The organism is Qipengyuania sphaerica (genome assembly GCF_019711595.1).
GTDB classification, from domain to species: Bacteria; Pseudomonadota; Alphaproteobacteria; order Sphingomonadales; family Sphingomonadaceae; genus Qipengyuania; species Qipengyuania sphaerica.
Map to the genome: position 1 here is coordinate 813,920 of NZ_JAIGNR010000001.1, position 24,303 is coordinate 838,222.

27 protein-coding genes are annotated in these 24,303 nt (G+C 63.4%); 13 read left to right on the forward strand and 14 right to left on the reverse strand.

The annotated features are described in order from the left end of the window. The first annotated feature begins 69 nt into the window (after positions 1-69). Positions 70-372 carry an integration host factor subunit alpha gene (locus K3178_RS04080; RefSeq protein WP_221570779.1) on the forward strand — a complete coding sequence of 101 codons (303 nt, stop codon included), beginning with the start codon at positions 70-72 and terminating at the stop codon, positions 370-372. Positions 373-391: 19 nt separating this feature from the next. Continuing rightward, complete coding sequence (locus K3178_RS04085) at positions 392-757, forward strand: MerR family transcriptional regulator (protein WP_221570089.1); 366 nt, start codon at positions 392-394, stop codon at positions 755-757. Here the strand turns inward: K3178_RS04085 and K3178_RS04090 are convergent. The 6 genes from K3178_RS04090 to K3178_RS04115 form a co-directional block, all read right to left on the reverse strand. Beyond that, positions 754-1,755 (reverse strand): amidohydrolase family protein, encoded by a 1,002-nt coding sequence (locus tag K3178_RS04090; protein WP_221570090.1) that lies wholly within the window; start codon positions 1,753-1,755, stop codon positions 754-756. The genes K3178_RS04085 and K3178_RS04090 overlap by 4 nt on opposite strands. A 163-nt stretch (positions 1,756-1,918) precedes the next feature. Further along, positions 1,919-3,268, reverse strand: a complete 1,350-nt coding sequence (locus K3178_RS04095) for a M24 family metallopeptidase (RefSeq protein ID WP_221570091.1) — start codon at positions 3,266-3,268, stop codon at positions 1,919-1,921. Between the two features lie 12 nt (positions 3,269-3,280). Continuing rightward, complete coding sequence (locus K3178_RS04100) at positions 3,281-6,703, reverse strand: AAA family ATPase (protein ID WP_221570092.1); 3,423 nt, start codon at positions 6,701-6,703, stop codon at positions 3,281-3,283. A 24-nt stretch (positions 6,704-6,727) separates the two neighbouring features. Next, on the reverse strand, positions 6,728-7,474 hold the full coding sequence (locus K3178_RS04105; RefSeq protein ID WP_221570093.1) for a thioredoxin domain-containing protein: 747 nt from the start codon (positions 7,472-7,474) through the stop codon (positions 6,728-6,730). Between the two features lie 123 nt (positions 7,475-7,597). Then, positions 7,598-8,311, reverse strand: coding sequence for a thioredoxin domain-containing protein (locus K3178_RS04110; protein WP_221570094.1), 714 nt, complete (start codon positions 8,309-8,311; stop codon positions 7,598-7,600). Between the two features lie 4 nt (positions 8,312-8,315). After that, positions 8,316-8,885 carry a DUF721 domain-containing protein gene (locus K3178_RS04115; RefSeq protein WP_221570095.1) on the reverse strand — a complete coding sequence of 190 codons (570 nt, stop codon included), beginning with the start codon at positions 8,883-8,885 and terminating at the stop codon, positions 8,316-8,318. A gap of 14 nt (positions 8,886-8,899) precedes the next feature. On the opposite strand from K3178_RS04115, the gene K3178_RS04120 reads away from it, so the two are divergent. Next, complete coding sequence (locus tag K3178_RS04120; RefSeq protein WP_221570096.1) at positions 8,900-9,919, forward strand: A/G-specific adenine glycosylase; 1,020 nt, start codon at positions 8,900-8,902, stop codon at positions 9,917-9,919. Here K3178_RS04120 and K3178_RS04125 read toward each other — a convergent pair. Beyond that, the gene (locus tag K3178_RS04125; RefSeq protein WP_221570097.1) at positions 9,916-10,137 is read right to left on the reverse strand and encodes a hypothetical protein; all 222 of its coding nucleotides are present in this window, start codon (positions 10,135-10,137) and stop codon (positions 9,916-9,918) included. The two genes, K3178_RS04120 and K3178_RS04125, sit on opposite strands and share 4 nt — an antisense overlap. 125 nt (positions 10,138-10,262) lie before the next feature. Between K3178_RS04125 and K3178_RS04130 the strand changes: the two genes are divergently transcribed. The 4 genes from K3178_RS04130 to K3178_RS04145 all read left to right on the forward strand — a co-directional run bounded on the left by K3178_RS04130 (position 10,263) and on the right by K3178_RS04145 (position 13,696). Continuing rightward, positions 10,263-11,567: a serine hydrolase domain-containing protein gene (locus tag K3178_RS04130; RefSeq protein WP_221570098.1), complete on the forward strand. Its 1,305-nt coding sequence runs from the start codon at positions 10,263-10,265 to the stop codon at positions 11,565-11,567. A gap of 82 nt (positions 11,568-11,649) precedes the next feature. Continuing rightward, the gene (gene nudC, locus K3178_RS04135; RefSeq protein ID WP_221570780.1) at positions 11,650-12,438 is read left to right on the forward strand and encodes an NAD(+) diphosphatase; all 789 of its coding nucleotides are present in this window, start codon (positions 11,650-11,652) and stop codon (positions 12,436-12,438) included. Further along, positions 12,435-13,112 (forward strand): DsbA family oxidoreductase, encoded by a 678-nt coding sequence (locus K3178_RS04140; RefSeq protein ID WP_221570099.1) that lies wholly within the window; start codon positions 12,435-12,437, stop codon positions 13,110-13,112. The genes nudC and K3178_RS04140 overlap by 4 nt, the downstream gene beginning before the upstream one ends. Next, positions 13,109-13,696 (forward strand): hypothetical protein, encoded by a 588-nt coding sequence (locus K3178_RS04145; protein ID WP_221570100.1) that lies wholly within the window; start codon positions 13,109-13,111, stop codon positions 13,694-13,696. The genes K3178_RS04140 and K3178_RS04145 overlap by 4 nt, the downstream gene beginning before the upstream one ends. A 150-nt stretch (positions 13,697-13,846) precedes the next feature. Here the strand turns inward: K3178_RS04145 and K3178_RS04150 are convergent, their stop codons facing one another. The 6 genes from K3178_RS04150 to mgtE all read right to left on the reverse strand — a co-directional run bounded on the left by K3178_RS04150 (position 13,847) and on the right by mgtE (position 18,845). Further along, entirely contained in the window at positions 13,847-14,350 is a 504-nt protein-coding gene (locus tag K3178_RS04150; protein WP_221570101.1) for a nuclear transport factor 2 family protein, read from the reverse strand. A gap of 108 nt (positions 14,351-14,458) precedes the next feature. Next, positions 14,459-14,590, reverse strand: coding sequence for an entericidin A/B family lipoprotein (locus K3178_RS04155; RefSeq protein WP_221570102.1), 132 nt, complete (start codon positions 14,588-14,590; stop codon positions 14,459-14,461). A gap of 109 nt (positions 14,591-14,699) precedes the next feature. After that, the gene (locus K3178_RS04160; protein ID WP_221570103.1) at positions 14,700-16,463 is read right to left on the reverse strand and encodes a methyl-accepting chemotaxis protein; all 1,764 of its coding nucleotides are present in this window, start codon (positions 16,461-16,463) and stop codon (positions 14,700-14,702) included. 189 nt (positions 16,464-16,652) lie between these two features. Then, positions 16,653-17,042 carry a DUF1489 family protein gene (locus tag K3178_RS04165; RefSeq protein ID WP_221570104.1) on the reverse strand — a complete coding sequence of 130 codons (390 nt, stop codon included), beginning with the start codon at positions 17,040-17,042 and terminating at the stop codon, positions 16,653-16,655. A gap of 29 nt (positions 17,043-17,071) precedes the next feature. Next, entirely contained in the window at positions 17,072-17,386 is a 315-nt protein-coding gene (locus tag K3178_RS04170; protein ID WP_221570105.1) for a hypothetical protein, read from the reverse strand. Positions 17,387-17,399: 13 nt separating this feature from the next. Next, positions 17,400-18,845: a magnesium transporter gene (gene mgtE / locus K3178_RS04175; RefSeq protein WP_221570106.1), complete on the reverse strand. Its 1,446-nt coding sequence runs from the start codon at positions 18,843-18,845 to the stop codon at positions 17,400-17,402. 102 nt (positions 18,846-18,947) lie between these two features. On the opposite strand from mgtE, the gene K3178_RS04180 reads away from it, so the two are divergent. From K3178_RS04180 to miaB, 3 genes are read left to right on the forward strand one after another with little or no spacing between them, the layout of a single operon-like run. After that, positions 18,948-19,409, forward strand: a complete 462-nt coding sequence (locus K3178_RS04180; protein WP_221570107.1) for a peptidylprolyl isomerase — start codon at positions 18,948-18,950, stop codon at positions 19,407-19,409. Between the two features lie 20 nt (positions 19,410-19,429). Next, positions 19,430-19,669 (forward strand): hypothetical protein, encoded by a 240-nt coding sequence (locus K3178_RS04185; protein ID WP_221570108.1) that lies wholly within the window; start codon positions 19,430-19,432, stop codon positions 19,667-19,669. Positions 19,670-19,704: 35 nt separating this feature from the next. Next, positions 19,705-21,048: a tRNA (N6-isopentenyl adenosine(37)-C2)-methylthiotransferase MiaB gene (gene miaB, locus K3178_RS04190; protein WP_221570109.1), complete on the forward strand. Its 1,344-nt coding sequence runs from the start codon at positions 19,705-19,707 to the stop codon at positions 21,046-21,048. Here miaB and K3178_RS04195 read toward each other — a convergent pair whose 3' ends face one another. Then, positions 21,049-21,627: a hypothetical protein gene (locus K3178_RS04195; RefSeq protein WP_247713503.1), complete on the reverse strand. Its 579-nt coding sequence runs from the start codon at positions 21,625-21,627 to the stop codon at positions 21,049-21,051. A 157-nt stretch (positions 21,628-21,784) separates the two neighbouring features. Between K3178_RS04195 and K3178_RS04200 the strand changes: the two genes are divergently transcribed. Genes K3178_RS04200 through K3178_RS04210 form a run of 3 tightly spaced genes read left to right on the forward strand, consistent with a single transcriptional unit; the run spans position 21,785 to position 24,274 of the window. Further along, positions 21,785-22,828, forward strand: a complete 1,044-nt coding sequence (locus tag K3178_RS04200; RefSeq protein ID WP_247713504.1) for a PhoH family protein — start codon at positions 21,785-21,787, stop codon at positions 22,826-22,828. Further along, the gene (gene ybeY / locus K3178_RS04205) at positions 22,829-23,317 is read left to right on the forward strand and encodes an rRNA maturation RNase YbeY (RefSeq protein ID WP_221570111.1); all 489 of its coding nucleotides are present in this window, start codon (positions 22,829-22,831) and stop codon (positions 23,315-23,317) included. A gap of 39 nt (positions 23,318-23,356) precedes the next feature. After that, the gene (locus K3178_RS04210) at positions 23,357-24,274 is read left to right on the forward strand and encodes a hemolysin family protein (RefSeq protein ID WP_221570112.1); all 918 of its coding nucleotides are present in this window, start codon (positions 23,357-23,359) and stop codon (positions 24,272-24,274) included. Positions 24,275-24,303 lie beyond the last annotated feature (29 nt).

Sequence of the window (24,303 nt, forward strand, 5' to 3'; positions counted from 1 at the left end):
GCCAAATACAGTACGTTGCTTGAGTCGCTGGAACCCAGGGTCGTGTCTGGGGAAGGATAAGTAATGGATATGATGCGCTCCGTGGGTACGCTGACCCGCGCGGACCTCGCAGAAACAATTAACCGCAAGATGGGCTTGAGCCGGGCGGAATCGCTCGATCTCGTCGAAGAGATCCTCGCCAAGATGTGCGATGCGCTCGCCCGCGGTGAGAACGTCAAGATTTCGGGCTTCGGCAGCTTCGTTCTGCGCGACAAGAAGGAACGGATCGGCCGCAATCCCAAGACGGGTGTCGAAGTGCCGATCACCCCGCGCCGGGTGATGACTTTCCGCGCCAGCCAGCTGTTGAAAGAGCGAATCGCCAACAGTTATTGAAGCTGTTAGGGTCGCACCCATGGCTCAGTTCGACGACCACAAGGAAGAAGGCGCTCTCCGCACGATCGGGGAGGTCGCCAGCGCGACCGGCATCAAGACGCATGTGCTGCGTTACTGGGAGCAGCAGTTTCCCCAATTGAAGCCCCTGAAGCGCAGCGGCGGGCGGCGGTACTACCGCGCAGAGGATGTGGCGCTGGTCGAACGGATCGACCGGCTGGTCAATCGTGAAGGCTATACGCTGAAGGGCGCCAAGGCTGCGCTGCGCGGTGTGCCCGACAGCCAAGCTGCGGCTCAGGAGCCTGCCCGCGAGGCAGGGCTGGGCGGCGACGTGCTGGCGAAGCTCAAGGCAATTCGCGCCGACCTCAAAGCCGCGATTTCCGCTTAATCGGGTAAATTCCCTTCTGCATCGAGCCGCAGAAAGCGGGCTGCATTGTCGTGCAGTATGTCCTTCTTCTGCTCGTAGGTCAGGTAATCCGCCTCGTTCACCGCATCGATTCCCAGCTTGATAGCGCCGGGCCATGTCATCTGGTCGGCCCCGAACATGATCCGGTCGGAAAAACCGGCTCTCACCAGTTCGCTCAGGAAAGCGTGATATTCGGCGCGCGGCGTGCCGAATTGCAGCACGGCAATATCGACCATCAGTTGCGGGTAGATCCACAGCATCGCCTTAATGTCTTCGGCGAAGGGATAGCCCGCGTGCATCACGTAGATGCGCAGGTCGGGATGCGCCTTGAGGACGGGAGAAAGCTGGAGCGGGGCCTGGACCGTGTACTCCGGAAAAATCTTCGAGCCACCGGGCGTTCCCTTCCCGATGTGGACGCCGACGGGAATGCCGTTCGCCTCCGCGAAGGCCCAGAAGGGTTCCATGCGGGGATCGTCGACGAGGATTCCGTCGTACTGGTTGGTGATCTCGGCAATCGCTACGAATTCACCATCCTCGAATCCTTGCTCGAGGACTTCCACCGTCTGGTCGGGAAAGATCGCGAGATTGAGGCTGCGTGAGGGCCAGAAAAGGCCTTCTCCCGCAGACATCCAGTCGGCAACGCGGTCCTTCTGCCCGCTAAGCAAGCATCGGACATTATGGGCGCGCATGGCTGCGATGGTCTCGTCGCGCAGGGCTTCGTCGGTCGGCGATCCGGCCAGGGGGTTTTCGCATTTGCGTCCGAGGACATTCATCCCGAGGTGCTGGGCCCAGCTTCCCTGGCCGTCCCACGCGAAGTCTCCCACCCCGGGGCATAGGGGCATCCCCGGCGGTCCATTGCTGTCGGCAGTGGTCGCATGCACATGCATGTCGATGACGGGCCCTTCGTAGGCTGGCGACTGGGCGGAAGCAGTCGCTGCCAGACCGATCGAAAGGGCGATCGCAAGAGTATGAATTCGCATGACTGGTCTCCCCTGACGGGAGGATGGACCGGCATCGTCCGGGTAGTCAATCAGGCCAAGTTCTGCATCACTGCGACATTTCCAGATAAACCCCTCTTGCTGGGTGTCTCGCTTTGCCAAACTTCTGTCGCTCGCGAGGTGCCCGGGTTGACCGCGCGGCAGATCAGTCCGACGGGATCAACGTCAGTTCGGTCTGGCGCCCGTCGAGGTAGTGCACGTCCTCACCATCGAACCATGCGTCTTCCTCGGATCGAAAATCGACGCGCTGCCCACCCCATTCGGGGACCGCGTGATAATTGGTGAATTCGATCGACCAAGTGGTATTCGCCCGCACCGGGTATTCTCCGCGCGGATCGGCATCCTGATTGTCCCAGAAACCGATGGAACTTCCCGCCCCATGACCATGGAATCCGATCGGGTGGCTGTAGATCGAGGGGTCGAGCCCTTCGGCAAGCGCAGCTTCGCGGGCCCGTGCGAGGATCGCATTGCCGCTGTCACCAGCCCGAAACGAAGCGGTCAGGATGTCGCCTACACGGTTCGTTCTCGTTAATCCCTGACGCAGTCCGGCCGGGGCTTCGGTTTCCCCCGGCCTGAGAACGTAAGCAAGATGCTGCGTATCGGTATTCAGCCGAAGATAGGTGATGCCGAAGTCAGTCCAAAGCAGGTCACCCGGCTGGATCACCGTTTCGTCCGAAAGCATGCCCTCTTCGCCCGCACGCTGGATGCCAACCGACGGATGGAACCAGGGCTCTATCCCAAGCGATGCGAGCTTCTCGCGATACCACCACATTACATCATTGGCGGTGGTAACGCCGGGTGTGATGACCTTGCGCGAGAAAGCCTCGCCGATCAGAGCATGTGCGATGCGCACGATCCCCGGATAAAGGGCGAGCTCACGCGGCGTACGGGTTTCGAGCCAGCGCACCGCAAGCGTTTCACCGGTCACGATACGGTCTTCAAGATGATCTGGGAGCGCATCGGTCAGCGCACGGTACTGGCTGAGCGTCATGCCGTCGCCGAAACGGGTCGCGTCGGAAAAGTTGATGGCTATTTTGGCGGGATCGCGTGCAGCAATGATGTCTGCCACCGCCCGCCACTGGTCGGGCTGGTCATCGGGCTCCCATGAAGGCTCGAACAGGTCGGCCAGGCCATATCGGCTGACGGTAAGCCGCTCGACGGGGCGACCTACACCCGGATCGAAGAATATGAGGATGGTCCTCCGCCTTGCGTGGAAGCTCTCTGCATCGAGCATGGTGGCCAGCACCGGCTCTTCGAAATACTCGCGCGACATCAGCAGCCACATGTCGATACCCTGCTCACGCATGATTGCGGGGATTACGCTGTCGAGGCGTTCGGCGAGGATTTGATCGATGATTGTCGCACGCTCGCGAAGCGGCAGGATTTCCGGGAGCTGTGGGCTTGCCGTTTCTGTGTCCGTCATCGCGATCGGATCGGCAAGAGCGGGTGATGCAGTGACTAGCAGGGCCGCCAGTCCGGCTGCTATTCGGATCATCGTGTCAGGCTCCTACTCTGCGGCCAGTAATTCCTCGGCGCCGCCGAGGTCCACGCTCACGAGGCGGCTAATGCCCTTTTCGACCATAGTGACACCGAACAGGCGGTGCATGCGGCTCATGGTCACCGCATTGTGGGTGACGATGAGGTAACGCGTGTCGGTTTCCTTCACCATCGCTTCCAAGAGGTCGCAGAAGCGGTCGATATTGGCATCGTCCAGCGGCGCATCGACTTCGTCGAGCACGCAGATCGGGGCGGGATTGGTGAGGAACAGCGCGAAGATCAGCGCGGTCGCGGTCAGCGCCTGTTCGCCCCCCGATAGCAGGGTAAGCGACTGGAGCCGCTTGCCCGGCGGCTGGGCAAAGATTTCGAGGCCGGCTTCGAGCGGATCGTCGCTGTCGATCAGCGCCAGATGCGCCTCGCCGCCTTCGAACAGGCGTGAGAACAGGTGCTTGAAGTGGTCGTTGACCTTCTCGAATGCCTCGCGCAGCCGCTCGCGGCCCTCGCGGTTCAAATTGCCGATCGAACCGCGCAACCGGTTGACCGCCTCGCGCAGTTCTTCCTGCTCGGCGGCGTTGGTGCCGTGCTCGGCCTCGATCTTTTCGAGTTCCTCTGCAGCGACGAGATTGACCGGCCCGATCCGCTCGCGGCTGGCGGTGAGGCGGTCCATTTCCTCGGTCTCGGCCTCGGCGGCCTTCACGCTGTCTTCGGTGAAGTCGAATTTTGAGGGAAGCAGCGGGGGCGGGGACTGGAAGCGTTCGCCCGAAATGCGCGCCATCTCGATGCGGCGGCCATCCTGGTTCTCGGCGCGTTCGGACAGGCCAGCGCGGTTTTCGCGGGCCTTGGCGAGTTCCTCGTTGGCGGCATTGAAGGCGCGGTCCGCGTTCTGAGCGGTTTCGGCGGCTGCGGCGACGGCCTTTTCAGCCTCGGCCAGCTCCTCGCCGAGGCGGGCCCGGACGGTGTCGCCCTGTTCGATCTCTTTCATCAAGCCTTCGGGCTTGGCGGCGAATACGGCGCGCTCTTCCTCGATTTCCTCGAAGCGGCGGGCCATGTCGGACAGGCGACGGGCCGCTTCGCCTGAGCGCGCCTGCCAATTTGCCATGTCGGAGCGCTGGGCGGCGGTTCGTTCGCGCGCGACGGCGAGACCCTGGTCGTGCGCGGCGAGTTCTGCGGCGCGGGCCTGCAGAGCGGCGCGGGCAGCCTCATTCTTTGCGCGCGAGGCTTCGAGCGAGGCGCGGCCCGCCTCGGGATCGGGCAGGGCGTCGCGCTTTGCTTCTGCCGAGGCGAGGTCGGATTTCGCCTGGCCGACCACGTCGGCGTGTTCGTTCTCCGCCTCCTGCAGTTCGGCGCGGCGGGCTGCGACGCGTTCGCGCTGCGCCTCTGCCTGGTCGAGTGCGCGCAGGGCATGGCGTTCGGCTTCGCTGGCGGCAGCAAGCTCGCGGTCCGCACCGACGAGGTCGCGCTGAAGCGCGGAGAGCGTTTCGCTGGCTTCGGCTTGCGCCCTCTCCGCAGTATCGACGGCGGCCTGCAAGGTCGGGACGAGCGTATCGAGTTCGGCGAAGCGGTTCTCCGCTTCGAGCCGCGCCGCCTCGGCAGCGCCTTCGCCGCGTACCACGAGGCCGTCCCAGCCACGCAGCATGCCATCGAGCGTTACGAGGTTTTCGCCGGGGCCAAGTTTGCGGCCATCGTCCTTGTCTGCGACATGCACCAGCGCAAGGCGTGCGCGGAGCTGATCGGGGCACTGCGCCACATGGTCGGCGAGGCTATCGGCGACCTTTTTCGGCGCATCGGCACCGGTCCAGTAGCGCCCTTCGCTGCCATCCTCGGGTGCGCCGAGCAGGGCCTTGCCGTCACGGCCCAGCGCGGCAGCCACGGCGCGTTCGTAACCCTTTTCGGCGCGTACCCCGTCGAGGGCCTGCTGGCGGCCCGAACGCTTGGCGGCGGCCCTTTCGCGCGCTTCGCGGTCGCGTTTCAGGGCATCGTATTCGCGCTGGACACCCGAAAGTTCGGCCTTGGCTGCGGAATAGGCGCTGGCGGCCTCGTCGCGCTGCGTCTGCAAGTCGGCCTTGCTCGCCTGCATCTCCTCGATTGCGGAGCGTTTTGCGGCGATCTGGGCTGAGGCGTCCTGCGCTGCATCGCGGGCAGTCTCGACGGCGCCTTCGAGGTCTTCAGCCGCAAGCGCCTCGCGCTGGTCGGCGATCCGGCGCCCTTCGGCCTCGACACGCTCGAGCCGCGCTTTGGCCTGCGCCACTTCGGCCTCGACCACCCGCCATTCGGCTTCGACGCCGGCGTTGTCGGCAGTGGCCTTGGCAAGCGCGAGTTCGGCGGTGCGGCTGGCGCGCTCTGCATCCTCGCTCTGCGCGACGAGGCCAGGGCGGCGCTCCTCGTCGGCGGCGAGCGTTTTCTCGCTCGCGGCCAGATCCTTCTCGAGCCGCGCGAGCGCTTCGGCGGCATCCTTGGTCATACGGTCGGCATCGCCGCGGTCTTCCTCGAGCCGCAGCTTCTGGCGATCGAGGTCCGCCAACCGCTGCTCCGCCGCCTCGAGTTGGCTGGTGAGCGCCGCCATGCGGTGACCATGCGCGCTGGCGTCGTCGCGGCGATCTGCCTGTTCCTCGCGTGCCTCGGCGAGCTTTTCCGCCGCCTCGCGCTGGACCCCTTGCGCCTCGTTCACCGCCTTCTGCGCCTCGGCCACACGGGCATCGGCATCCGCCGCGGCCTTCTTGGCTTCTTCCGCCGCAGCAGCCGCATCGCGCCACCGGGCGAAGACAAGCCGCGCCTCGGCAGTCTTTATCTCGTCGGAGAGCTTGCGATAGCGCTCGGCCTGCTTGGCCTGCCGCCTCAGCGAGGCGATCTGGCTGTCGAGCCCGGCCATCAGGTCTTCGAGCCGTTCGAGGTTGTTCTCGGTCGAGCGCAGCTTGCTTTCGGCATCGCGCCTGCGGACGTGGAGGCCGGCGATTCCCGCCGCCTCTTCCAGCATCATGCGCCGTTCGACCGGCTTTGCGGCAATGACCTGCGCAATCTTGCCTTGGCTCACCAGCGCCGGGCTATGCGCGCCGGTTGCGGCATCGGCGAAGGTCAGCGCGACGTCCTTGGCGCGCACGTCTTTGCCGTTGACCCGGTAGGCCGAACCTGCGCCGCGCTCGATCCGACGGACGACCTCGAGTTCGTCGCCCTCGTCGTCCTCTGCAGAGAGGACCACTTCGGCAAAATCGCGCGGCGGGCGGGTGGCGGTGCCGGCGAAGATGACATCTTCCATCCCGCCCGAGCGCATGGACTTGGGCGAGTTCTCGCCCATCACCCAGCGGATCGCTTCAAGCAGGTTGGACTTGCCGCAGCCGTTGGGGCCGACGACCCCGGTCAGCCCCGGTTCGATACGCAGCGTGGAGGGCTCGACGAAGCTCTTGAAACCGCTCAGCCTGAGCTGTTTGATGAGCATCGCCTGTCGCCCCCCGCTCGCCCTTTACCTCGCGCCGGCGCGCTGGAGGATGGGCTCGAGCACATTCCACTGTGTGCCATCGATACGTTGCCCGTTCAGGAAGAAGGTGGGAGTCGCGTTGACCCCCGCCTCGGTCGCAACCGAGCTGGATTTTTCCGCCATCGCGGTGATGGCTTCGCTATCGGCCAGGCAGGTTCGCGCCTGGTCTGCGGAAATCCCGCGCGCCGCAAAGAAATCGATAAGGCCGGCTGCCTCTGCAAGGCGCGCAAAACGCTGCTCGGGCGGAGCGGTAACAGCTGCCTCATAGGCAGAACCGTTCGATTGCAATGCGCCGGTGAATTCCGGCAACGCAGCCCATGCCTGGTCTGCCAGGGCATGGAAACTTTCGGGCGAACCGCAGCGCGCCAGCGTCGAGATCGTCACGTCGAGCGGATCGCGCAGGAGCGGTCGGATTTCGTAGCTGACGATACCGGTTTCGACATATTCTTCCTGCAACGGTGCCGAACCGTTCACGGCGAAATTGGCGCAAGCACCGCAGGTGTGGCTGGCATATTCGACCAGCTTCAGCGGGGCATCGGGATTGCCGATCACGAAGCCGCCCTCTTCTGTGACGCTTGCCGTTTCAAGCCAGCTGGCACCATCCGGAGCTTCGATGGGGGCGATCGCTTCACCTTCGAGCGAAACCTCTCCGTCATCGGATGCGCCATTGCCGCATGCAGCAAGGGCAAGAGCGAGAGGAGCGGCCAGAATAAAGCGGAAGCTGCGGGTCATGTGAATCCTCTTGATTGAGCCGGAAAGGCTAGGTCAGGGCAATCGCTAGGTGAAGGACACCAGGAACAGTGTCCACAGGGCTGTCCCCCGAAAAGCTGGGGAACAGGCGCTGTTGGAGTGCTGCTATCGGAAGAACTTGTCGAGGTGGGGCTGGATGTCGGGCCAGTTGTGGGCTTCCAGCATCTTGCCGTCCATCATGAAGGTAGGCGTGCCGCGAAGGCCATGCCGCTGGACATCGGCCTGGCTCTGGTCGGCGATGACACGAGCCTTCGCCTCATCGGTAAGGCACTGGTCGAGCTGGGTCCGCGAATAGCCGCGCGTTGCCATAATGTCGTAGAAGTCGAGATCGCTCGCTATCGCCTGTGCGCGGCTGCCGAAACTGCCGAAGCGCCACCGGGCGGTCTGCGCTTGTGTCGCGCTGCGCGCCTTTGCCATCCAGTCATCGTGTTTGAGGATCAGTGCTTCGTGATTGCCGAAGAACTTGTCCGGGCCACCGCATTGGGCGGCAAGCGCCACGGTCAGGTCGATCGGATCGCGGATCAGGTGGCGGATTTCGTAGGAGACCTTGCCCGAGGGGACATAGAGCAGCTTGATCGCGCCATCGCCCGTGCGCGCGAATTCGGCGCAGTGCGAGCAGGTATAGCTCATCCATTCGACCAGCTTGCCTTCGGCTTGGGGATTACCGATCCGGTGGCCGCCCTCGGTCTCGGTGACCATCGTACCCCAGTTGGCCTTCTTTTCCGAACCGGGCAGCGGCTTGTCCTGCGCAGTGGCGCCCGCGGTGAATGCGAGGGCCGTGCCGATCATCAGCGGCTTGGCGTATCGTGCGAATTTCATCGGTTCAGTCTGTCCCGTTTTCTTCCTGCGACCCGAAACTGCGGGCAAGCGATTCAAGCACCGTGCGCAATTCGGGATCGCCGATATCGCGCAGACTGTCGCCGAGTTCCATCGGAATCGGCTTTAGCGAAGGCGGTGCCTTGGCTTTCATCCTGTCTTCCGGCGGCTTAACCGCACCTTGCCGGAGCTTGATCCGTGCCACCGCCTTGTAGCCGAAGAAGCGGTTCACGCGCTCGGTTATTTCGGGGAGGACCTGCTGGATCAGCGGGGCATGGGCGGGTAGCACGACCAGTTCGAGGATGCCTTCGGACTTCTCTCCCGGGGGGAAGCGGATCATTTCGGGCATGCAGACGCGTGCATGCGTATCGCCGACGATTTCGGGCCAGCGACTGACCACGCTGCTCTGCACGAAGCCATAGCGGCGGAAGGCCGGGCGACCGATTTGCGGCATGAGGTCGGAAATCGCCTTGGCCCCGCCGCCGCGCGGACGCTCGTACGGCTTGAAGGGCTTGCTGCCCTTTTTCCCTTTAGAACCGGTTTTTGGCTTGTCGCTTCCCATTTCGCCACCGCTCATGCCATAGGCGGGCCGTGGCCGCCATAGTCTCTGCAAAGCTTCTCGAATGGTACGATGCCCATGCGCGCGACCTTCCCTGGCGCGCGCGGCCGGGCGCGCCTGCGCCCGATCCCTATCGCGTCTGGCTGTCCGAGGTGATGCTGCAGCAGACAACGGTTGCGGCTGTGAAACCCTATTTCGACGCCTTCACCACGCGCTGGCCGACGGTCGAGGACCTCGCTGCCGCGCCGGAAGAAGACGTGATGGCGGCCTGGGCGGGGCTGGGATATTATTCGCGTGCCCGCAACCTGGTGAAGGCGGCGCGGGCGGTGGCCGTACTTGGCGCATTTCCCGATACGGAGGAGGGCTTGCGGGAGCTTCCCGGTCTGGGAGCCTATACCGCAGCCGCCGTGGCAGCGATCGCGTTCGGGCGGCGTGCAGTTGTTGTCGATGCGAATGTCGAACGGGTCGTCGCGCGGCTGTTCGCCATTCGGGAGCCTCTTCCTTCAGCGCGCAAGGCCATTCGCACCTGCGCCGACACGATTACGCCTGAGGAGCGCGCAGGGGATTTCGCGCAGGCTATGATGGACTTGGGCTCAAGCATTTGCACATCGCGCGATCCGAAATGCTTGCTCTGCCCGCTGGCGAACGAATGCAAGGGCAGGGCGGAGGGCGATCCTTCGCTCCTGCCCGCCAAGGCGCCGAAGAAGGCCAAGCCCTTGAGGAAGGGCACCGCCTTCTGGATCGAGAATGACGGTGCCGTCTGGCTGGTTACGCGTGAGGGGCAGGGCATGCTCGGCGGCATGCGCGCACTGCCCGACGACGGCTGGTCGGCAAGGGGAGACGGAGACGAAGTTGCGCCCTTGATCGGCGAATGGGAGGCGGCAGGTGTGGTGCGGCACACCTTCACCCATTTCGCGCTCGAGCTCTCCGTCAGGCGTTACGCCGGCGCGCAGCCCCCGATAGGCACGGGAGAATGGTGGCCGCTCGACAGGCTGGAAGATGCGGGGCTGCCGACCCTGTTCGCCAAGGCCGCGCGACTGGCTACGGCCTAGATCACTCCGCCGCCCAGCGACAGGCGAACCGCCGCGATCAGCAGCACGATCAGGTTGAAGTTGCGCCCGCCATTACTCGACGACAGCTGGCCGACGACGATGCCGATCACGATCAGCGGCAGGGCGAACCAGTTCGCCCAGCCAAGCAGCGGTATCTGCGCCGGAATGACGATGACGAGCGAGACGATCCCGAGAAGGATGGAGAGTATGTTTAGCATGTGTCCTATATGGGTAGGACAGTGGTTTGTTGCAAGAGCGCTTCACAACGGTTTCGTTTCGCAATTGACCGTTCAGCTTGAAATCCGCATCAAGCGCATCGCACTTGACGGCAAGAGGATCGCACATGGCTTTTCGTGAATTCGACGCACCGCAGATTTCGCGCCGCGCGCTGCTGCGTGGCGGAGCATGGCTCACTGCAGGGGCCGCGCTTGCCGGAGCGCCGATGGGGCGGCTTGCACTGGCTCGCGATACCGACGTCAGCTGGCGAAATGTCGGGACCATGATCGACAAGTATGTCGGTGAGCGCAAGCTGGCCAACATGGTTGCCGCCCTGGGCTGGGGACAGGCCGAGCCGACCTATATGGCGCGCGGCAATCTTGCGCTTGGCGGAGAAACACGCGCCGGGGCCGACAGCCTCTATCGCATCTATTCGATGACCAAGCCTATCACCGGCATGGCCGCGATGATGCTAATCGACGATGGCAAGCTTGGCCTCGACCAGCCCATTGCCGAACTGCTGCCCGCCTTCTCGAAAATGATGGTGCAGAAGACCTATGACGGGTCGGTGACCGATCTCGTGCCGGCCGAGCGCCCGATTACCGTGCGCCACTTGCTTACCCACACGGCGGGCCTGGGCTACAATATCGTCCAGAAGGGCCCGATCAGCGCCCAATATACGAAATACGGCATCCTCCCCGGACAGGTGAGCCGGATGCCCATTCCCGGAATAAGCGACGCGCAATCTGTTCGCGGGCTCGACAAGTTCGCCAACACCCTCGCGCGCATGCCGCTGGTGCTCCAGCCGGGCACCAGGTGGAGCTATTCAGTTGGACTCGACCTGATGGGCCGCGTCATAGAAGTCGCCAGCGGCAAGAAGTTCGACACCTTCCTGCGCGAAGCGATATTCGAGCCTGCGGGCATGAACAGCACCTTTTTCCGCGTGCCTGAGAGCGAAATCGGCCGCTTTACTACCAATTACGGCATCCTCGGCGGTTCGATGCTGCCGCTCGATCCGGCGGATTCGTCGATCTATCTCGACGATCCGGCTTTCCCCTTCGGCGGGGCGGGGCTGGTATCCTCGGCGCATGATTACGACCGCTTCCTCAAGATGCTGCTGGGCTACGGCGCGATCGACGGCAAGCGCGTGATGAGCGAGGCTGCGGTGAAGCTGGGAACGTCGAACCTCCTGCCCGAAACCGCCACGACCAAGGGAACGTGGATCGAAGGTCAGGGCTTCGGCGCCGGCGGCCGCGTGACCGACGGTGCCTATGGCTGGGGCGGGGCGGCTGGCACGGTGGCCTTCGTCAGCTACAAGGCGGGCCTGCGCGCAACGATGATGACGCAGTATATGCCGTCCGAAGCCTATCCGATCCACGAGGCTTTTCCGAAAGCCGTGCGTGCCGATCTCGCAGTCATGGCCGGAGCCTGAGCCCATCGTGCTGGCGTTCACCGGTTCGAGGATCGACCGCGCAGACCACGTTCGCGCGGATCCGGAGCGGCTGGCGGGGTTGATGAACTGGAAAGCGCGGCTGCTCGCGCTCGACGGGCTGATGCCTGCGCTCGACGACGAAGGACGGCTTGCATGGGGCACGCTTGCCGATGCCAGCGAGGATGCCGAACTGGTGTTCCTTGGCCTAGACGAGGGCAAGGCCTGTTTCGCCGCCGTACCGCCGCGCGGTGATGCCGCACCGCGCATGGCGAACCCGCAATTGTGGTCGCTCATGGCCACTCTGCGCCCCGACGATCTCGCCATCTATGGCGGCGCGCGCAGCATCGTCGACTGGCACGCGCGGCACCGTTTCTGCGCGCAATGCGGCGCCAATACCAAAATCGCCAAGGGCGGCTGGCAGCGCGATTGTACGGGCTGCGGCGCGAACCATTTCCCGCGCACCGATCCGGTCGCCATCACGCTGGTCGAGCACGAGGGGCGGCTGATGCTCGGCCGAGGCAAGGGTTGGCCGGAGGGACGTTTCTCGGCGCTCGCGGGCTTCGTCGAACCGGGCGAAAGCATCGAGGAAGGCGTGGCGCGCGAAGTTTTCGAGGAAAGCGGCGTTCGGGTTCGCGACGTCACCTATATCGCCAGCCAGCCATGGCCTTTCCCGAGCCAGCTGATGATTGGCTGCCACGCCTTCGCCGACGACGATGCAGTGACCATGGACGAGACCGAGATGGCCGAAATCCGCTGGTTCACGCGCGCCGAGGTCGAGGCTGCCTTTGCCGGAGACCCTTCCGCGCCTTTCGCGAAACCGATAGAACAGGCCATTGCAACGCATCTGTTGCGCTGGTGGATGGACAAATGACCCGCAAGCTCACCATCGATATCTGGTCCGACGTGATGTGCCCCTGGTGCCTCGTCGGCTGGGGCAATCTGTCGCAGGCGCTGGGACAGCTGGACGGCGAAATCGATGCCGACATTCGCTGGCACGCTTTCGAACTCAATCCCGACATGCCCGCCGATGGCGAAGAGCGCACCGCGCATATCGCGCGAAAATACGGCCGCACCATCGAGCAATCGAAAGAGGTGCAGGGGCGGATGCGTGAAGCTGCCGGAGCGGCTGGTGTCTCGCTCGATTACGAAGGGCCGGATCCTGCTCCCGATGCAATGATGTGGAACACCTTCGATGCGCACAAGCTGCTCACCTGGGCGCTGGAAGAGCATGGCGCCGAAGCTCAGACGCGGCTGAAGCTCGCGCTGTTCGAGGCGCATTTCAACCACCGCCGCCGCATCGGTGAGCGCGAAGTCCTGCTCGATGTGGCAGGCGAAGCTGGCCTCGACCGCGAGGCCGCCGCCGCCGCGCTCGACAGCGAGGAAATGGCGCGCAAGACCCGCGCAGAGGAACGCGCCGCGTGGGATATGAACATCTCCGGCGTACCCGCGATGATCGTCGAAGGGCGTTTCATGATCCCCGGCGCGCAGCCGCCGGAAGCCTATGTGAATGCACTGCGCCGCGTGGCGGAGAAAACTGCGGCGTGAGCCTGTTCTCGAACCGGCATTCGGAAGAAGCGGTCGATCGCTTTGCCAAGCAGTTCACGCTTGAGGGCGGGCGCTGGGTGTACCGTCGCAACCGCAAGGAAGAGCCGCGACCGGTCGAGCAAGCCGAGGTGGAGCAATTCGTCGAAACTTACCGCAAGCAGCTGACCCTGACGAGCTGGGGTGGAGCGGCCATATTCATGGTCACGCTGATGGTGCTGACGATGTTTCCCACGCAGGAAGTGGACATGTCGGTCTACCTGCTGACCTTCGCGGCGGAACTGGCGGTCTTCGCATTCATCCAGATACGCGCCTGGAGCGAGCCCGCGCGCCAGCTCGATCGCAGGCCCGTCGTGGGCATGGCGCTCAGTTCGCGCGAACATGCGGCTCGCACGCTCGCCGATGTGACCTATGGGCGGTTGCTGATCCTGATCATGGTCGGGGCGTCGATCGGCTACGGCGGCTACATCAACATCGGCAGCGGCGATCGGCACTGGTGGCTGTGGATGGGGGTAGGAGTCCTTTGTGCGGTTTTCGGCACCATCCAGATCCTGCGCAAGTTCCTCGTAAGCGAAGACCAGCGCTAGGAACTGGTCCAAAGCAAAAGGCGCCGCCCGCAGGGGCAGCGCCTATTTCGTTCGCGCTTAGGCGCGTGGCGGAGAAAACGGCGGCTTGAGCCCTTGAATTTTTTGGTCGTGAATAGAGACGCAAGGGAGTCGTGTGCAATCTGCCGGAACTTATTCAACATCCTTGGGACCAGTGGATTCGTGAAAATGACGGATGCGCCATCCCTCGTCTGTCCGTTTCCACACCAACGTCATCAAGGCAATTTGCGATGGTTGACGCTCGCCATCGGGTGAGATGCGAACAAACTCGTTTTCCGAAGTGGTCACTATAACATCGGGCCCGAGAACGTCGAACTTCACTTTGTAATCGGGGATCTCTTGCGATCCTGAAGGTGTCTTGGGTCGGTTCCTGACCCGCTCGAGGCCCTCCGCCATCGGCCAGCGCGTGCCGTTGAAAGTGTGCCACCCTTCTTCCATCACGAATTCCGGCTTGAGAATGTTCCCGCCGCTGCGCCAAGTCTCGTTCATTGCATCGATCGTCTGCCCGATTTCGTCGAGGTCCGCCTCGCGGTTGCTTTCCACAGCTGCTTCATCGGTATGCTGCGCATCGGTTGATGCTTCGCAAGCGGCTGTCATCATCAGAACACCTGCGAGCGCGAGATACTTGAGTGGCATTGTGGCATTTCCCCCCGAAATCGCGACATTCCTAGGCGTCTTACGTCCAAAACAAAAGGCGCCGCCCACGGGGCAGCGCCTCTATCATTCGCCTGGAGGCGAAACTGCTTAGCAGTTGCCTTCCACGCCATCGGCACATTCGCCCACGGATTCGATGTCTTCACCCATGCCCTGTACCGTATTGCAGGCCGAAAGCAGGAATGCGGTCGAGCCAAGGGCGACCATGATCAGCTTCTTCATTTTCTCTCTCCGATTTGCGGGCCGACTGGATTCCCACCTGATAAGTCGGTGATTGCAAAACGGTATTTGCGCAAAGGGGTTCCTGCGCGCGGATCGTGGACAAGGTGTCTCAGGCGGCCGTGATGCTGGCAACGAATTCCTTCGCGTTGTTGTCGAGGCTCTTTGCGTCGCCCTTCAGACCGCTGGCCGAGGCAAGCAGCTGATCGGCGGAGGACCCGGTCTCGAGAGCCATTTCGCGGATCTGTTCGATGCTCGAACCGATGTCGCTCACCCCCATGGCGGCGGTATCGAGGTTCTTCGCCAGCTCCTGGCTCGACAGCGACTGCTCGTCGACTGCCTGGGCGATGGCGGTGGCGGTGATCTCGACCTCGCGGATGCGTTCGCCGATCGCCGCAAGGGCATCCGCGCTGCCCTTGGTGGAACCCTGCATCGAGGCGATCTTGTCCGCGACGCTCTCGGTCGCTTCGCGCGTCTGGCGGGCGAGTTCCTTCACCTCGCTGGCCACCACCGCAAAGCCGCGACCAGCCTCTCCACCGCGCGCGGCTTCGATCGAGGCATTGAGGGCAAGCAGGTTGGTCCGGTCGGCAATCGAGGCGATCAGCTCGACAACCGCGCCAACCTCGTCCGCCGAATGCGAGAGGCGCTGCATGAGTACGTCCGCGCTTTCCGCCGAACTGCGGGCTTCCTGCGCCAGCGATGCCGACTGGCCCGCCTGCTTGCCGATCTCGCTGATCGACAGGGCGAACTGGTCGGTGGCTGCAGCCGCCGAAGTGACGCTGACCGACGTATCTTCCATCCGCCGCGCGACTTCTTCGACGAAGCCCGAGGACTGGCTCGCTGCGCTGGCCATGCGGCTGGCGGTCGTCTCGAGCTGCCCCGAGGCAGCGGCGACATTGGTCACCACGTCGCCCATCCCCTGTTCGAAACCGGTCGACAGGCGGAGCAAAAGTGCCTGCTGGTCAGCATGTGCCTTGCGCTGGAGTTCGGTGAGCGCTTCCGCACTTTCGCGGAAGACGACCAGCGCCCGCGACATTTCGCCGATCTCGTCCTGCCGGCTCACCCCGGGAATCGCGATCGAACTGTCGCCGTTTGCAAGAGCCGTCATTGCACCGGTTATCCTCGATAGCGAGCGGGAGACCTGGCTCGACATCCTGCGCGCGGCGAGGACTACCAACACGGCACAGGATACGATCAGGAGGAGGGCTGCCAACGCAGTCCACAGTTTCAGTGATTCCAGATCGTCCTTGGCGATTGCATTGGCTGCAGAAAATTCTGCCTCGATCCCTGCTATCTGGTCGGTAAGCAGCGTTCCGCTAACATCGATAGCTGCTGCAAGCGCCATTGCGCCCTCGTTCGGTCCGTAGGCCTCGACCGAGTTTCGGAGCGCATTCAATTCTGGTTCGAAGGCGGTTACCTGACCGCGCAGCCATTCAATGCGCTCTTGCGATGTCGCTTCGCTAACGTCGGTTTCGATCGACTGGTCGAGTCGCTCGCGCGCGTCGGCAAGCGCCGTGAATGCCGCGTCGATCGACGCGGTTTCACCTGTCACCGCATAGCGCGAGGCATGATATCGGCTTTCCACGATCCCGGAGTTGAGTTGCGATGCGGCCAGTGTGCGGTCCGCCAGCACCGCGCTTTCATCGGTGCGAACCGAAAGCTGGAGCAGGCCCGCGCCAAGGATGACCGCGAGGCCCATGAGGATGGCGACCGCGACGCCGGCAAACAGGTTGATCTGACCGGCAATGGTCAAACTGGTCTGGCGGAACGCCTTTTTCGGGTCGCGCAGCCAGAGACGCAGGGGTGCTCCCTGCGAACCATCCGCTACGGTATGCTCCGTATCGCCAAGGACCGGAAATTCCTGATGGACGCCCATCGCTCGATAACCCCCTTCGCCCGCCCGGATCGTCGGAACGGTTAATGCGAGTTGCCGGATAGCGCCGAGAAATTACAAAAAAGTGAAGTCTTCTCAGAAGCTTAATAGTTAACTTGCGTTAGAGACTATGACTGGTTTGTGACATCCACAGATAAGCGTCTTTTTACAGGGCGTTGTAATCATTCGCTTTCAGATCAGGCCCAGTCTCTCAAGCTTTCCTGCCAGTTTTCCCGGCAGCACATCGCCGATATCCTCGCCCGGCGCGAGGTCTCGCGGAGGTTCGCCCTTTAGATAGCGCCAGCCCTGGTGCGCACGTTTGGGGCGGGGGTGGACGCGGATCAGTTCGGGCTTGAGATCGATCGACCAGCGCCCGGTGCTGGTTTCGCTGAAGCCGAGTATTTCGCTACGCGCAACGATCGCGTGCTGGTGGATCCAGAACAGCGACCCGCCGATGCATTGCTCCCACTTGGTGGGGCGGTAGCGGGTGGTGAGGTTGGGGCTGCGCCGCTGCGCGTACCAGCTCTCGATATCGGCAAAGCTTTGTGCGCCGAAGGCGATCTTGGTCAGGTGGAGCGGCATGGGGATGAGATAGCGAACGAGGTGGAAAATTACAGCCCGTGTGCCTCGCAGAATTTCTCCATCTCCGCATCGATCCCTTCCGCCAGCTTCTGGCTGGTCACATAGAAGTAGAGGTCGGGAGCATCGATATCGTCGATCCATGCCGAGAACTTGACGTTTACGGGTTGCCCTTCGAACTTGAGGTTGAGGTCACATCCGTAAGCGCTTTCGACTTCGGCTTCGGCGACCCGTTTGGACAGATGGTCGACGTCGAGGCCGAGACCGAATGCCTCTTCTACCTGCAAGAGAAACGGCCGGACATGCTCCATGTCGAAGTTCATCGACGCTTCGAAATATCCGTTCACGGGTTCCGTCCCCTCAGACCACGCGCATTGCCACGGCGAGGCCGAGGAAGGCGAAGAAGCCCATCGAATCGGTGATCATGGTGACAAAAACGCTGGAGGCCACTGCCGGGTCCTGGTCGAGCCGGTCGAAAGCTACCGGCACAAGCACACCGGCAAGCCCCGCGATTACTACGTTGATCACCATCGCAAGCGCGATGACGGCCCCTAGCATGGGCGTGAATATGGCAGCGGTCGCCACGCCGATTAACACCGCGATGGTCGTCCCGTTGAGGAACGCGACGCGCAGTTCCTTGGTCAGGATGCGCCGGGTGTTGCTGCTGGTAAGCTGATTCATCGCTATGGCGCGCACGGTCACGGCCATGGTCTGCGTGCCCGCATTGCCGCCGATGCTGGCGACGATCGGCATCAGCACGGCGAGCGCGACCAGCTTCTCGATCGCCGCGCCGAACAGCGCGATGATGAGGCTGGCGACCAGTGCCGTGCCGAGATTCGCCACCAGCCAGCGCACGCGGCTGGAGTATGCCTCGCGGATCGGCTCGTTGATGTCGCCTTCGCCCGCGCCGGACATGAGGAGGGCATCCTCGCCCGCTTCCTCGGCGATGATGTGGACGATGTCGTCGACCGTCATCTGGCCGACGAGGCGGCCGTCGGGATCGATCACGGCGGCGCTGATCAGGCCGTACTTCTGGAACATCAGTGCGACCTCTTCCTGGTCGAGCTCTGCCGGGATCAGCGTCTGGTCGCGCTTCATCACGTCGCCCAGCTGGACTTCGCGCGGGGTGCGAAGGATCCACGAAAGCTGGCAGGTGCCGACCGGGTGCATGCGCTGGTCGACCACGAAAACCTCGAAGAAGTCGCCCGGCAGCTCGCGCTCGTCGCGCAGGAAGTCGATGAGGTTGCCGACCGTGATATGCTCGGGCACCGCCACGAACTCTCGGCTCATCAGGCGCCCGGCGGTCTCTTCCGGATAGGCGAGCGCGGTCTCGATCGCGGTGCGGTCTTCGGGATCGAGTTCGGCGAGGATGGCCTTCTGGTCGTCCTCGTCCAAATCCTCGATCAGCTGGACGGCGTCGTCGGTCTCGAGCTGTTCGGCAATCTGCGCAACTGCCCCGGCGGGCAGCGCCTCCATCATCTCCTCGCGCACATAGTCGTTGAGTTCGGCAACGACTTCCGAGGTCATCAGGTCGGTGATCTCGGCCGCCAGCTTATGGCGCTCGTCCTTCTCGAACAGTTCGAGAAGGTCGGCGATGTCGGCGGGGTGGAGCGGTTCGACGAGATCGTAGAGCTGGCCGCTCTCGCCCGCCTCAAGCGCATCCTCGACCGAGCGGACGAACTCGCGCTTGAGCGTGTTCTCCTCGTCCATGCGCTCGTCGTCGATACGGTCGTCCGGACGCGCGCCTTCCTCCGGCGCTTCCGCCAGCTTCAACTCTTCGTCCTCGAGGCGCGTATCTTCGGCCATGCGACAGGGGCTTAGGCAGGCGGGCATGAAAAGCAAGCGGAGGGTGACTTACCGCCCACAATCCCTATGTAGGCGCCAACCAATTTACAGGAGACAATACCAATGGCCGACAAGCTGACCTTCACCCTCGACACCGGCGACGGCGAAAACAAGGACGTTGTTATCAAGCTGCGCCCCGATCTGGCACCCGGCCATGTCGAGCGCATCACGACGCTGGCGGGAGAAGGCTTTTACGACGGCGTGGTCTTCCACCGCGTGATCCCCGGCTTCATGGCGCAGGGCGGCGATCCGACCGGCACTGGCATGGGCGGCAGCGACAAGCCCGACCTCAAGGCCGAATTCAACAGCGAACCGCACACCCGCGGCACCTGCTCGATGGCCCGCACTCAGGTGCCCGACAGCGCCAACAGCCAGTTCTTCATCTGCTTCGACGACGCGGAGTTCCTCGACGGCCAGTACACTGTCTGGGGCCAGGTCGAGAGCGGCATGGAACACGTCGACGCACTGCCCAAGGGCGAGCCGCCGGCAAGCCCGGGCAAGATCGTAAAGGCGACTGTTTCGTAATGAGAATCGCGGGAGAGAGAGTGTCGAAGTGGAGCGGCTTTGCCGCTGCTGTCGTGCTTTCTCTCCCGATTTTGATTTACCTAGGATATTTCATCGCGACCACGATCCGGATTGGTGAGTTGCAACTCGGCTATTTTGTCGTGGGCCTTTTGCTCGTCGCGGTCGTCAATCTGTTTTGGGTCGCAGTGGTAGCAGCGATTGGCGGTTTGACCTCCTTCGCGTGGCTCGCTTTAAGAGGAACAGGCCGCGCTAGAGATTGAACGTCTAGCCTAACGCCGCTAAAGCGCCACCTCCCATGAAACCGACCAATTCCCCCAAGACCTACAGGGTCAAGAGCTTCGGCTGCCAGATGAACGTCTATGACGGCGAGCGCATGGCCGAGATGCTGGGCGAGCAGGGCATCGTGCCCGCGCCCGAGGGCGAGGATGCCGACCTCGTGGTGCTCAACACCTGCCACATCCGCGAGAAGGCGGCGGAGAAGGTCTATTCGGACATTGGTCGCCTGACCAAGGCTGGCCGCGCAGCCGGCAAGGAACCGCTGATCGCGGTCGCAGGCTGCGTCGCGCAGGCCGAGGGCGAGGAGATCATGAAGCGTTCTCCAGCGGTCAGCATGGTCGTCGGCCCGCAGGCCTATCACCGTCTGCCGGAGATGCTCAACAAGGCGGTGAAGGGCGAGCGGGCGACCGACACCGACATGCCGGCAATCGCCAAGTTTGCTGCGCTGCCAGAACGCCGCCGCACCAATCCGGCGAGCTTCCTCACCGTGCAGGAGGGCTGCGACAAGTTCTGCACCTATTGCGTGGTGCCCTATACGCGCGGCGCGGAAATCAGCCGCCCTTATGCGGACCTCGTGACCGAGGCGAAGAAGCTGGTCGACGCGGGCGCGAAGGAAATCACGCTGCTCGGCCAGAATGTCAGCGCATGGTCGGGCGAGGACGAGCGGGGCCACAACGTCGGCCTTGCAGGCCTCATCCGCGACCTTGCGAAGGTCGATGGCCTCGCGCGCATCCGCTACACCACCAGCCACCCGGCCGACATGGACGACGCTTTGATTGCCGCGCATGGCGAGATCGACAAGCTGATGCCCTTCCTCCACCTGCCGGTGCAGGCAGGCAGCGACCGCGTATTGAAGGCCATGAACCGCAGCCACACGGCGGACAGCTACCTCAAACTGCTCGACCGCTTCCGCGCAGCGCGGCCCGACCTCGCGCTCTCGGGCGACTTCATCGTCGGATTCCCCGGTGAAACCGATGCCGAGTTCGAGGAAACGCTCGCGCTGGTCGACGAGGTCAAATACGCGCAGGCCTTCAGCTTCAAATACTCGCCCCGTCCCGGCACCCCCGCTGCCACGATGGACGGGCAGGTCGCGAAAGAGGTCATGGACGAGCGCCTCCGGCGCCTCCAGTCCGCGCTCAATCGCGACCAGCTGGCGTTCAACGAGGCGAGTGTCGGCAAGACCTGCGAAGTCCTCGTCGAACGCAAGGGCAAGCACCCCGGCCAGTGGCTCGGCAAGTCCCCCTGGCTCCAGAGCGTCTGGTTCGAAGGCGATGCGGCCATCGGAGATCTCGTGCAGGCGGAACTGGTCGAGGCGGGCCCGAACTCGCTCGCCGGCAAGTTGCGCGAGACTGTCGCAGCCTGATCAGCCTTCCGGGTCGTCCACCGGCTCGAGGTCGACGAATTCGGGCATTTCGGTGATTAGGACCTCACCCTTCGCGTCGGTCATCTCTGCGGGAGCGACCGTGGGATTTGACGGGTAGGCCTCTCCGTCGAACCTGAGCAATACGTTGCCCGAAGGCCCGCCGCCGCCGGACACCGCGACGGTAATGTCCCTCCAGCCATTCGTTGCGCTGTCCAACACCGTCACCGGTGTGCGCGATACGCTGATGTCGCCGACCTTGCGCCACATCGGCCCTGCAGGAGTGAGCACGAGCGTCGGGCATCCGCCCGTACCGCAGAAGTATGGTGCGGCGAGATAAACGATCGCCTCGTCGGCACCGTCACCATCGAGATCGCTCCACGCCAGCGCGTAGCGCATGGTTCCGGCCTCCGGATACTCCTGCAGCAGGAAGTGCCGGACGTCGTCTTCGCGAGTTGGGGCTGCCGCTTCGGTCGCTCCGGTTTCGGGAGCATCGGTCTCTTCTGCCTCGTCCGGTACGGTCCCGGAGGAACACCCTGCAAGGGTCATCAGCGTAGCGGCGGCGAGGGCAATACGAAGCATCTGCATTCTCCCGGTAACGCGAGTCGGTGCGGGAGTGTGATCGCAGCCCCGGTGCGTGACAAGCCGGTTACTTTCCACCGCCATGACACGGACCCCTTCTTGCGCGACGCGCGTTGAAGAGTAACCTTCCGACTCGCAACACATGCGAAAGGAGCAAATGGCTCGCAAACCCGCCAGCAGGCAGCATGACCAGGGAGGCACGGTCCTGACCAAGCCCCCGACCCCGCAGCGCGAAGTGCGCCGCGCCCAGATCGACCTCGAATTCGAGAACCAGAGCCTCCTCGGCGCGCTTTTCGGACAGTTCGATGCCAACCTCGTGCAGGTTGAAAACCGATTGGGCGTGTTCATTTCCGCCCGCGGCAATGCGATCCATATCGAAGGCCCCGAAGACAGCGTTGCCCGCGCGCGCGACGTCCTCAACGAAATGTACGACCGCCTCGCCATGGGGCAGGATCTCGATCAGGGCGCGATCGAATCGCTGATTGCCATGTCCAACGAACCGACGCTGGACGGCATCATGGACGGCAAGCCCGAAGGCCCGCCGATCATGATCCGCACGCGGCGCAAGACCATCGTGCCGCGCAGCGCCATGCAGGCGACCTACATGCGCAGCCTCGTGCGCGACGACATCATCTTCGCGCTGGGTCCGGCGGGTACGGGCAAGACCTATCTCGCGGTGGCGCAAGCCGTGGCGCAGCTGATCAACGGCAGCGTCCAGCGACTGATCCTTTCGCGCCCGGCCGTGGAAGCGGGCGAAAAGCTCGGCTTCCTGCCTGGCGACATGAAGGAGAAAGTCGATCCTTACCTGCGTCCGCTTTACGACGCGCTCTACGACTGCATGCCGCCCGAACAGGTCGAGCGGCGGCTGGCCAGCGGCGAGATCGAGATCGCGCCCATCGCCTTTATGCGCGGGCGTACTCTGGCGGACAGCTTCATTATCCTCGACGAGGCGCAAAACACCACGCGCGAGCAGATGAAGATGTTCCTCACCCGCTTCGGCCAGAACAGCCGCATGGTCGTGTGCGGCGACCCGCGGCAGGTCGACATCCCGGGTGGAGACGGCATGAGCGGCCTCGCCGATGCGGTCGGCAAGCTCGAAGGGGTAGAGGGATTCGGAACGATCCGCTTCACCGCTGCCGACGTCGTGCGCCACCCCATTGTGGGCCGCATCGTGGAGGCCTACGAAGGTCCTGCAGCCTAGGTGGACCTCGATATCGAAATCGATGGCTGGCCCGGCGCGCCGGATTGGGAGGATCTTGCGCACAAGGCCCACGCGGCAATCGCGAAGGTCGAGCCTGCGCTCGCGCACCCGCGCCTGACCACCAGCCTGCTGTTCACCGATGACGAGCAGGTCCACGAGCTCAACAAGGAGTGGCGCGGCAAGGACAAGCCGACCAACGTGCTTTCCTTCCCCATGCTTGAGCGCGAAGACCTTCTCGATCTGGGCGAGAGTGGGCCGCCCGAAATGCTCGGCGATATCGCGCTGGCCTTCGAGACTTGCGAGCGCGAGGCGGGCGAGAAGGGCGTCAGCCTTGCAGATCACACGACCCATCTCCTGATCCATGGATTCCTGCATCTGGCAGGCCATGACCATGTCGATTCCGACGAGCAGGCGGCGGCGATGGAGAAACTGGAAATCGAAGCGCTTGCATTGTTGGGTATTGCGGACCCATATGGGGACCGCGCTTAGCCTCATTTCGAGGCGCATTTGGAGTTTACGACCCGGCCCATGGCCAATACTTCACCCCCCGCCGGAGACGCGGAGAGTAGCAGCGGGCTCTGGCCCGCCATCAAGAAACTGTTCGACGCCGAAGGTGGCGAGCGTTCGCTGCGTGCCCAGCTCGAAGAAGCCATCGACGAACACGAGGGCGAGAACGGCACGGCAGACACCGAGGATACCGCCAAGGGCGATCTTTCCGGTGTCGAGCGCCAGATGCTCCGCAACCTTCTGCACTTCAGCGAACATGATGCAGACGATGTCGCCGTGCCGCGCGGCGAAATCATCGCCGTCGATGCAGGGGCGAGCTGGGACGAGGTCGTTGCTGCCTTCTCCGAACACGGCCACTCGCGCATGCCCGTCTATCGCGGACAGCTCGACGACGTGATCGGGATGATCCACATCAAGGACATCTTTCCCTTCCTTGCCGAGCGCAAGACGCCGCCCGCTGACTGGACGGTGCTGATGCGCCAACCGCTGTACGTGCCGCAGACTCGCAATGCGCTCGATGTGCTGGCCGATATGCGTGCGCAGCGGATGCACCTCGCTATCGTGCTCGACGAGTTTTCCGGCACCGACGGGATCATCACCATCGAAGATCTCGTCGAGGAAATCGTCGGCGAGATCGAGGACGAGCACGACGATGCGCCCGAAATCTGGATCGCTTCGATCGGTGAGGGAATGTGGGATTGCGATGCCCGCGCCGAACTCGACGACGTGGCAGAGAAGATCGACCCGCGCCTGGCCGAAGTGGAAGAGGCGGTCGACACGCTGGGCGGACTCGCCTTCGTCCTAGCAGAGCAGGTTCCGCCGGTGGGCAAGGTGCTCGAACACCCGAGCGGCTGGAAGATCGAGGTGACCGGCGGTGACGAAACGCATGTCACCCGACTGCGCCTACATGCACCCGAAGAATTGGAACCCGCCGACTGAACTTGTCAGTTGCACGAAATTGCACATTG

Coding starts and splice junctions, on each gene's coding strand:
- K3178_RS04080 (WP_221570779.1), top strand. CDS start 70: ATGATGCGCTCCGTGGGTACGCTGACCCGCGCGGACCTCGCAGAAACA.
- K3178_RS04195 (WP_247713503.1), bottom strand. CDS start 21,627: ATGCTTCGTATTGCCCTCGCCGCCGCTACGCTGATGACCCTTGCAGGG.
- nudC (WP_221570780.1), top strand. CDS start 11,650: ATGAACTGGAAAGCGCGGCTGCTCGCGCTCGACGGGCTGATGCCTGCG.
- K3178_RS04090 (WP_221570090.1), bottom strand. CDS start 1,755: ATGCGAATTCATACTCTTGCGATCGCCCTTTCGATCGGTCTGGCAGCG.
- K3178_RS04150 (WP_221570101.1), bottom strand. CDS start 14,350: ATGCCACTCAAGTATCTCGCGCTCGCAGGTGTTCTGATGATGACAGCC.
- K3178_RS04100 (WP_221570092.1), bottom strand. CDS start 6,703: ATGCTCATCAAACAGCTCAGGCTGAGCGGTTTCAAGAGCTTCGTCGAG.
- K3178_RS04110 (WP_221570094.1), bottom strand. CDS start 8,311: ATGAAATTCGCACGATACGCCAAGCCGCTGATGATCGGCACGGCCCTC.
- K3178_RS04085 (WP_221570089.1), top strand. CDS start 392: ATGGCTCAGTTCGACGACCACAAGGAAGAAGGCGCTCTCCGCACGATC.
- K3178_RS04210 (WP_221570112.1), top strand. CDS start 23,357: ATGGCCAATACTTCACCCCCCGCCGGAGACGCGGAGAGTAGCAGCGGG.
- K3178_RS04125 (WP_221570097.1), bottom strand. CDS start 10,137: ATGCTAAACATACTCTCCATCCTTCTCGGGATCGTCTCGCTCGTCATC.
- mgtE (WP_221570106.1), bottom strand. CDS start 18,845: ATGGCCGAAGATACGCGCCTCGAGGACGAAGAGTTGAAGCTGGCGGAA.
- K3178_RS04165 (WP_221570104.1), bottom strand. CDS start 17,042: ATGCCGCTCCACCTGACCAAGATCGCCTTCGGCGCACAAAGCTTTGCC.
- K3178_RS04105 (WP_221570093.1), bottom strand. CDS start 7,474: ATGACCCGCAGCTTCCGCTTTATTCTGGCCGCTCCTCTCGCTCTTGCC.
- K3178_RS04095 (WP_221570091.1), bottom strand. CDS start 3,268: ATGATCCGAATAGCAGCCGGACTGGCGGCCCTGCTAGTCACTGCATCA.
- K3178_RS04115 (WP_221570095.1), bottom strand. CDS start 8,885: ATGAGCGGTGGCGAAATGGGAAGCGACAAGCCAAAAACCGGTTCTAAA.
- K3178_RS04180 (WP_221570107.1), top strand. CDS start 18,948: ATGGCCGACAAGCTGACCTTCACCCTCGACACCGGCGACGGCGAAAAC.
- K3178_RS04155 (WP_221570102.1), bottom strand. CDS start 14,590: ATGAAGAAGCTGATCATGGTCGCCCTTGGCTCGACCGCATTCCTGCTT.
- miaB (WP_221570109.1), top strand. CDS start 19,705: ATGAAACCGACCAATTCCCCCAAGACCTACAGGGTCAAGAGCTTCGGC.
- K3178_RS04140 (WP_221570099.1), top strand. CDS start 12,435: ATGACCCGCAAGCTCACCATCGATATCTGGTCCGACGTGATGTGCCCC.
- K3178_RS04130 (WP_221570098.1), top strand. CDS start 10,263: ATGGCTTTTCGTGAATTCGACGCACCGCAGATTTCGCGCCGCGCGCTG.
- K3178_RS04200 (WP_247713504.1), top strand. CDS start 21,785: ATGGCTCGCAAACCCGCCAGCAGGCAGCATGACCAGGGAGGCACGGTC.
- K3178_RS04160 (WP_221570103.1), bottom strand. CDS start 16,463: ATGGGCGTCCATCAGGAATTTCCGGTCCTTGGCGATACGGAGCATACC.